The sequence below is a fragment of the Flavicella sp. genome, assembly GCF_037132785.1.
Lineage (GTDB): Bacteria > Bacteroidota > Bacteroidia > Flavobacteriales > Flavobacteriaceae > Flavicella.
In genome coordinates this window covers 1-7,958 of the sequence record NZ_JBAHZZ010000092.1, presented here as the reverse complement: position 1 = coordinate 7,958, position 7,958 = coordinate 1, and the positions used below count along the sequence as shown (strand labels likewise).

At 31.1% G+C, this 7,958-nt stretch carries 7 protein-coding genes and 1 pseudogene; 1 reads left to right on the top strand and 7 read right to left on the bottom strand.

The genetic code is table 11. From position 1 onward, the window contains the following. A pseudogene (locus V5787_RS06315) lies at nucleotides 1–139 on the top strand (IS1595 family transposase); the annotation flags it as partial. A 114-nt stretch (nucleotides 140–253) separates the two neighbouring features. Here V5787_RS06315 and V5787_RS06310 read toward each other — a convergent pair. From V5787_RS06310 to V5787_RS06280, 7 genes are all read right to left on the bottom strand, one after another. Beyond that, complete coding sequence (locus V5787_RS06310) at nucleotides 254–1,315, bottom strand: hypothetical protein (protein WP_336892419.1); 1,062 nt, start codon at nucleotides 1,313–1,315, stop codon at nucleotides 254–256. A gap of 159 nt (nucleotides 1,316–1,474) precedes the next feature. Continuing rightward, the gene (trxA, locus tag V5787_RS06305; protein ID WP_336892418.1) at nucleotides 1,475–1,792 is read right to left on the bottom strand and encodes a thioredoxin; all 318 of its coding nucleotides are present in this window, start codon (nucleotides 1,790–1,792) and stop codon (nucleotides 1,475–1,477) included. Between the two features lie 123 nt (nucleotides 1,793–1,915). Further along, complete coding sequence (gene metF, locus V5787_RS06300; protein ID WP_336892417.1) at nucleotides 1,916–2,875, bottom strand: methylenetetrahydrofolate reductase [NAD(P)H]; 960 nt, start codon at nucleotides 2,873–2,875, stop codon at nucleotides 1,916–1,918. 549 nt (nucleotides 2,876–3,424) lie between these two features. After that, nucleotides 3,425–4,105 carry a hypothetical protein gene (locus V5787_RS06295; protein WP_336892416.1) on the bottom strand — a complete coding sequence of 227 codons (681 nt, stop codon included), beginning with the start codon at nucleotides 4,103–4,105 and terminating at the stop codon, nucleotides 3,425–3,427. A 162-nt stretch (nucleotides 4,106–4,267) separates the two neighbouring features. Continuing rightward, a complete protein-coding gene (locus V5787_RS06290; RefSeq protein ID WP_336892415.1) occupies nucleotides 4,268–5,218 on the bottom strand; it encodes a D-2-hydroxyacid dehydrogenase in 951 nt (316 codons plus the stop codon). 63 nt (nucleotides 5,219–5,281) lie between these two features. Beyond that, a complete protein-coding gene (gene serC, locus V5787_RS06285; RefSeq protein ID WP_336892414.1) occupies nucleotides 5,282–6,343 on the bottom strand; it encodes a 3-phosphoserine/phosphohydroxythreonine transaminase in 1,062 nt (353 codons plus the stop codon). Nucleotides 6,344–6,436: 93 nt separating this feature from the next. Beyond that, nucleotides 6,437–7,495, bottom strand: coding sequence for an acyl-CoA reductase (locus V5787_RS06280; protein ID WP_336892413.1), 1,059 nt, complete (start codon nucleotides 7,493–7,495; stop codon nucleotides 6,437–6,439). Nucleotides 7,496–7,958: the final 463 nt, after the last annotated feature.

The window sequence follows — 7,958 nt, the reverse complement described above, 5'->3', positions numbered from 1 at the left end:
ACAAGCATATTTTGATGAATTTTGTTTTAGAATTAATAGGTCACAATACAAAGAATCCATTTTTCATAAAACAATTCTTAGAATGGTACTACAAAAACCTAAATATCAAAAAAACATAAAACAGATACTAGGCGTATAACTAAGAACATTTAAATGACTCATTAAATTCGTTTTTTTTCATTCATATTTCACACGAAAACAAAACCAAGTGGAGTTATGCTTCTATTTTTATTGCTTATCTGAATAAAAAATATTAATGAATTAAATAATGGTTTTCATTTTCATAATTTCTTACCACAAAATCAAATCCAACACTCAATAGTTCTCCCATATTAACGCATTTTTTAAATTTCATGTCCTTGGAATAATCAATCAAACCTGCTTTTAGCTGTTCTACTTTTTCTGGTGTAGAAATCGAATTTTCAGAAATGCAGTCTAATAAACATAAGACTCTATCATGTACCCTTAAAATACGTTTTGAAATTGCCGAACGCTCTTCCACCTTATATTGATTTATAGATTGTTCCTGTAAATTTTCATGAACCATTTCTACAAATAAATTGTTTTCTTTTAAAAACTGAGGCATATACACCTTAAACTTGCCTTCGTAACACTGTTGGTCAAAATCTATCGCACGAATTCTATATTGCACCTGATCAAAATCGTGTGTAGGTACAATAACATAATTGTACGAACGCATATCTCCTAACAATCGAATAATACAACGCTCATTAAACTTTACGAATTCCTTCGCCAGTTGTTTTTGATCTCTTGATGAAAATTTTTTATAGCCTTCATTCATAAATACATCTCCTGGAATTCCTTGAATATGCTCTTCCACAATCGTGTTTTTATACACCAAAAAATTGATCCGATCAGGAGATAATAAATGCTCTAACTCCAAACCATACACACGAGAAGCATCTGCTTTTTTGATATACATATACATATAATTGTCGTTTAAAATATTTCTTACCTTTATACGAAAAGGTTGTGAATTACCAAACGTACAAAAATCAACGGCATCAATATTTAAAAAAGGAATCGAATCACCACCACCATCAGCATGAAGAATGCTATAGATTATTTTTAATCCCATATCAATTTCCTCTCTTTCAAATTCAGAATAATAGACACGAATCCAAAAAGTATCTGTTCCAGATTTGTCATATACTTCAATACCTCCAGAGTAGCGTAATAAATCCTCATACAAAACTGGCATATGAACACTTCTATTGTACTTTTTCAAATAATCTTTTAAAGCATTTGTAACTGGGAAACTAGGTTTTTTCTTTGAAATTAACTTATCATCCATATATAAATATCTAAAAATGTCCTTTTCATTCACTAAAAAGCACTTGGTAAAATTACTCAAAAAAAAGGAAATTTAAAGCTCTTTTATTCATCAACACCTATTAAAACAAAAAAGCAGCACTTTTTAAAGTACTGCTTTTTATCTTATAAAGGCAATTTCTTACAATACAGCATCTATTTTAGCTGCGTATGTTGTTTTTGGAGCTACACCTACCTGTTTATCAACAACTTCACCGTTTTTAAACAATAAAACTGTAGGAATATTTCTAACTCCGTATTTCGCTGCAAATTCTTGATTTGCGTCTACATCAACCTTTCCAACAACAGCTTTACCGTCATACTCTGTACTAATTTCTTCAATGATTGGTCCAACCATTCTACAAGGTCCACACCAAGCTGCCCAAAAATCTACCAATACCGGTTTATCCGATTTTAAAACTACCTCTTCAAATGTTGCGTCTGTTATTTCTAATGCCATAACTATATGTCTTTAAATTATTTTATTTCTCTCTTTACAAATGTAATCAAATATTCCACTTAAAACTCTTACTAATAATCACTTTTTTTTATAGTAATATTAAGTAAAATTATATTTCCTTAATTAAAATACTTCTTTTGCTATTTTAACAATATTATCTGATTTTCCCATAGAATAATAATGAACCGTGGGTACTCCTGCCATCATCAATTCTTTACTTTGTTCAATGGCCCACTCTATCCCAACTTGCCTAATCGCCATTCTATCTGATTTACAACCCAACACTGCTTTTTCTAAAGCTAATGGTAAATCCAAACTAAATACTTTAGGTAAAATTTGTAAATGTCTCTCTACTGCAATCGGTTTGATTCCTGGTATAATAGGCACATTAATTCCTATTACCTTTGCGGCATCTACAAACTCAAAATATTTTTTATTATCAAAAAACATTTGTGTTACTACATAATCAGCTCCCGCTTCAACCTTCTCTTTTAATCGCTGTAAGTCAGACTCTAAACTTGGAGATTCAAAATGTTTTTCAGGATATCCTGCAACACCAATACAGAAATCAGGTTTCAAATCCATTTCTCCAGTTTCATTCAAAAATTTTCCTTGATTCAACTGAGCAATCTGTACGACCAATTCTACAGCATAATTATTACCTCCTTCACAAGGTACAAACTGAGATTCGTGTTTCATAGAGTCTCCACGTAAAGCTACTAAATTATCTATCCCTAAATAGTGTAAATCTACTAAAACATATTCTGTCTCTTCTCTAGTAAAGCCACCACATAAAACATGAGGCACAGTATCTACATCATATTTATGCATCAAAGAAGCACAAATTCCAACAGTTCCTGGACGCATCCGTGTAACTTTACGTTCCAAAAGTCCATTTCCCTTTTCTATATAAATATATTCTTCTCTAGAAGTAGTAACGTCAATAAATTTTGGATTAAACTCCATCAAAGGATCTATATTATCATATAATTTTTGAATATTCTGTCCTTTAACTGGAGGCACAATTTCAAAAGAAAACAATGATTTTCCCTTCGCTTCTTTTATATGATCTGTAACTTTCATTTTTATTGTTTTTAGGCGTTTCCTTTCAGGTCGGGCTCTTTGTTTTATCTTTTTTAAATACCAGAACTTCCACAAGCTCAGCATTGAATTTTAAAAAAAGGATGCCACTGAGATCCCTAACGCGCTTGCGAAAATAAACAATTATTTTTTAGAATACTCAAATCAAATAGGATTCCCAGAGTAGAATCATACTTTTAAATTTAATATTTTTAGCAAGTATTCTTGATGCCATCCTGCTTCCAGTATTTTACTTTTCAATGATGTTTTTTTTGAAGGTATATTTTTAAATAGATTTAATGCTATCTTAAGTAAAACAGAATAATTTCGAGCAGTGTTGCAAACTCTTTTTTCAGACATCTCTTTTGTAAAGGCAACAGCTAAAGTTCAATGAAGTTTATTGTCTACAGCCCTATAGATCCGTGTTTTTTTGTTTTAAACACATTAGCATTATTTGTAAGTTCAGGAACTAACCGTAAGAATTGGAGTTTTGCCAGAGTAGAAGTAGAAGAAATAAAAAAAGGCTTTCCTATTATAGGATAGCCTTTTTTATTATTCAAGTTTTATACTACAGTGATAGAAATCTTGTGCTAATAGAAGACTATCATCAGTAAAAGAATTATTGATTTCTCTTATTTTTTTATGAATAGCCAAAAGCTCTTCATCTTTAGATATGAGAATATTAATAGTTTTCATGACTTTAAAAAATCTAGAGATTTCTTTTTCTGTAGGGATAGATTTGCTTTTCACAGCATTCATAAACTGTTTGAATTCATCATATTTATAAATAGAATACTTCTGAGGGTATTTGAATGATAAATAAATTGAAACCATTGCATAATCTCCATGATAATGATTTGTGAACTCTGGGTTTGAATTAAGGATTTCATTTCGAATTGTGTTACAGTCGAAAATAAAAAATTCTATACGAGCTTCTAAATCCTTTTCTTCGTTTAAAAGATTTCTAAACATCCCTCGAATTTTTTCTTGATCGTAGTCTAACATAACAAACATTGCTTCTTTAGGGTAGAAGTTTTCACCCTCCCATAATCTAGTCGCAACATTATTAGAAAAACTATCTTCATACATCTGTTTGAAATCTTCCGCATTGATGTCCCAATTGTCTTGAAACTGTTTGATTGCATCCCATTTGAATAGTGATTTGTATTCAGCAGTATCTTGGATGTGCTTTTTGTATGATATTATTTTGGCGTTAATGATGTCTAAAACCATAGATAAGTAATTCTTTTTTTTAATAAAAGTAAAGTTACAATTTTTAGAATTGTAAAATAAAGGTGCTATTATGTTTTTATACTAAATTTAATTATACAACTTATAGTATAAAACAGAAGGCTGTCTTAAAAGACAGCCTTTTAATATATTTTGTGAAAGAGATTATTTCAACAACTTAATAATTTGTATTGCTAATTCACCACCTATTCGATCTTGAGCCTCGCCAGTAGCGGCTCCAATATGTGGAGTTAATGAAACTTTAGGATTCATTAAGACCTGTACAGAAGGCTTAGGTTCTGTCTCAAATACATCCAATGCAGCACCCTTTAATTTACCACTATCTAAAGCAGCAATTAAAGCAACTTCATCAATAACACCACCACGAGAAGCATTTGCAATAAAAGCACCATCTTTCATCGCTTCAATTTCTTTTGCTCCAATTACGTACTCGTCTTGAGCAGGTACATGAAGTGTTAAGAAATCAGCTTGTTTTAAAACCTCTTCTTTAGAGATCGTATCAATAGTAATGTCTATTTTTTGTCCGTCAATAAAGTCTAGAGAAATTGTTGCAGATTCCATAAAAGGATCAAATGCGACAACTTTCATTCCTAGTCTTAATGCAATTGCAGCAGTAGCTTGTCCAATACGTCCAAAACCTAAAACACCTAAAGTTCTTCCTTTTAATTCAACACCACCAGCATAAGATTTTTTTAGCTGTTTGAATTTAGATTCTCCATCTAAAGGCATATTCCTATTTGAATCGTGGACAAAACGAGCAAGACTTGTGAAATGAGCAAATACTAACTCTGCTACTGAATGAGAAGATGCAGCAGGTGTATTGATTACATCAACACCTTTATCTCTTGCGTATTGTACATCAATATTATCCATACCAACTCCACCACGTCCAATAATTTTAATAGATGGACAAGCATCAATCAATTCTTGACGTACCGTAGTTGCACTACGTACTAAAATCACGTCAATTCCTTCTTTGTTTATATAGTTTTCTAATTGCTCTTGAGCAACAGTTGTTAAAATCACCTCAAAACCAGCAGCTTCAAGAGCGGTAACACCACTTTGAGCCAAACCGTCATTTGCTAATACTTTCATTCTAAATTATTTTATAAGTAAGAAAAAAAAGTGATGCCGTTTTGGCATCACTTTTTTTAAATGTTATTTGTTTAATTCTTGCATTGCATTTACCAAAACTTGAATACTCTCAATTGGCATTGCATTATAGATACTTGCTCTATATCCACCAACAGATCTGTGTCCATTAATCCCGATTATTCCAGCTGCGGCAGCAAGCTTATCAAATTTTTCTTTTTTAGATTCGTCAGCTAAAGTAAAAGTAACATTCATGTTAGAACGATCTTCTTTAGCGGCAAACCCAACAAAAGAAGGATTGTTGTCGATTTCGTTATACAATAATTCTGCTTTTTCATTGTTTATTTTCTCGATAGCTTCGATTCCTCCCTTTTCTTTTAACCATTCCAAAGTTAGCATTGATACATATACGGCGAATACAGGTGGCGTATTAAACATACTTCCTGCTTTTGCGTGTACAGCATAATCCAACATAGAAGGAATTGATCTTCCTGATGTACCAAAAACAGCGTCTTTTACAATTACTAAAGTAGTTCCTGAAGGTCCCATATTTTTTTGAGCACCTGCATAAACCACATCAAATTGAGTGAAATCTATTTTTCTAGAAAAAATATCAGAACTCATATCAACGACTTTTAACACATCATTACCAGGGAATTCTTTTAATTGAGTTCCGAAAATAGTATTATTAGATGTGAAATGCATGTAGCCTGCATCTGAGGGTATTTGATATCCTTTAGGAATATAATTATAACCTTTGTCTTTAGAAGATGCAATAACAACCGTTTCTCCAAAGTTTTTTGCTTCTTTGATTGCTTTAGAACTCCAAGCGCCAGTATCAAGATAAACAGCTTTTCCTCCTTCTTTTAATAAGTTATATGGAGTCATTAAGAACTGAGAACTTGCTCCTCCTTGTAAAAACAAAACAGAATAACCTTCAGGTAATTCTAATAATTCTTTTACCAAATCTTGAGCTTTGTCCATTACAGCGATAAAATCTTTACTTCTATGTGAAATTTCAATTAGAGATAATCCTAACCCATTAAAATCAATAATAGCTTCACTTGCTTTTTTTAATACTTCTTGTGGCAAGATAGATGGTCCTGCACTAAAATTATGTTTTTTCATAATGTTTGATTCTATAATTATTGTCGTAAAAACGAATGGCGAATTTCGACAATTTTATTGTATTTAACTATTTAAAATAAGCAAATATGTCAACTAGATTGTTAATAAAAATTTAAGTGTATCTGTGTTGTCAGCATAATCCCATAATTGAGGATTTTGTGTCTGTCCCAGAGGGATCGTATTAAGTTCTAAAATATCACTGGTAACACATTGTATTTTGTCAGAATCTGTGGATAAACGAGTTTTTAACTCTTCTAAATCTTCATAATATTCATAGAATAAAGAGGATATAGGAGAGGAATAACTTTGATCTTCTTTTAGCATTAAGAATCCATTTTCTCTGATATCAAAAAGACTCATTAAATAGACAGCTTTATTGTATTCGTAATTATTTGCATATCGTTCATAGTTTACGATGTCTTTATGAATAAACGAGGCTTTAAATATCCTATTCAAATCAAAACCTTTAGGTAAAAATATTTTTGAGATACTTCTACAGCCTAAACCAAAATATCGAAATATATCATAGGTCATTTTTTCTAAAGTTTCATCTGATTCAGTTCCAGATAAAATTGCAACCGTATTCCTGTTTTTTCTTATTATATGAGGGTGTTTCCCGAAATAGTATTCAAAATATCTAGCCGTATTATTACTTCCTGTAGCAATAACAGCATGGAAGTTTTTTAACTTCTCTTCCGTAAATTCAATATTTCCATTAAAACCGGGCTCAATGTATTCCAAGTATTTTGCAATTAAGGGAATGAAATACTTATCGTTAGATGATAATTTAACCAATACTTTATGACCTGCCATTAATACACATAAAAAATCGTGAAAACCAACAAGAGGAATATTTCCAGCCATTATGATTGCAACTTGTTTTGCGGGTATCTTGTTAATTTCATAGGGTTTAAGCCAGGTATTAATGTTCGTTTCTGTCAATGCTAGACTCCAGCTTTCTAAGGAAAATAAAACATTGTCTTCTGTAAACCACCCATTGAGTTCTTTTGCTCTTTTAATTTGCATTTTAAAAGCATCAAAGAACATATCATTAAATAATATATTGTCTTTTTTAGTGATTTTTTCAGTTGAAAACTGACTCAAAAATTCTCCTAATTTAACAAATGCGTCTTTTCGTTGTGTCAATAACATTTTTGTCTTTTTTAAATAATAAGCAGAGCTGAATTCAACTCATGAACGCAACTACTGCATTAAACAATAATTTTTCATTACAAATATAGGCGTTTTGAATTGGTGTCTTTTTCTTAGCCTATTATTTCGTTTAGATTCTACTACCAACCTAAATTTGTAATATCTTAAATTAGATACGTAATAAAATTTGAAGCATAGTACCGCTGCGATTTTGTTTTTGTGTGAAATAGGAATAAAAAAGAAACGAATTTAATACGTTATTTATATGTTAAAATGGTATTCGTTCGTATTTTGAGGTTAGTTCTTGTAATGTGCTCTGTTCTCTTGGCTTCAAGGTTGTAACGCAACAAAACGTTTTAGTTTTATGATGTTACTAAGCTACAATTTTAAGTTCAATATCCATCATTTCTTTTGGTGTTTTATATCCAAGTATCTTTCTAGGTCTATTATTTAGTTTTTCTTG

What these genes read in the sequence shown, in the direction of transcription:
- V5787_RS06310 (WP_336892419.1), bottom strand. Translation starts at nt 1,315, where the DNA reads ATGGATGATAAGTTAATTTCAAAGAAAAAACCTAGTTTCCCAGTTACA.
- trxA (WP_336892418.1), bottom strand. Translation starts at nt 1,792, where the DNA reads ATGGCATTAGAAATAACAGACGCAACATTTGAAGAGGTAGTTTTAAAA.
- metF (WP_336892417.1), bottom strand. Translation starts at nt 2,875, where the DNA reads ATGAAAGTTACAGATCATATAAAAGAAGCGAAGGGAAAATCATTGTTT.
- V5787_RS06295 (WP_336892416.1), bottom strand. Translation starts at nt 4,105, where the DNA reads ATGGTTTTAGACATCATTAACGCCAAAATAATATCATACAAAAAGCAC.
- V5787_RS06290 (WP_336892415.1), bottom strand. Translation starts at nt 5,218, where the DNA reads ATGAAAGTATTAGCAAATGACGGTTTGGCTCAAAGTGGTGTTACCGCT.
- serC (WP_336892414.1), bottom strand. Translation starts at nt 6,343, where the DNA reads ATGAAAAAACATAATTTTAGTGCAGGACCATCTATCTTGCCACAAGAA.
- V5787_RS06280 (WP_336892413.1), bottom strand. Translation starts at nt 7,495, where the DNA reads ATGTTATTGACACAACGAAAAGACGCATTTGTTAAATTAGGAGAATTT.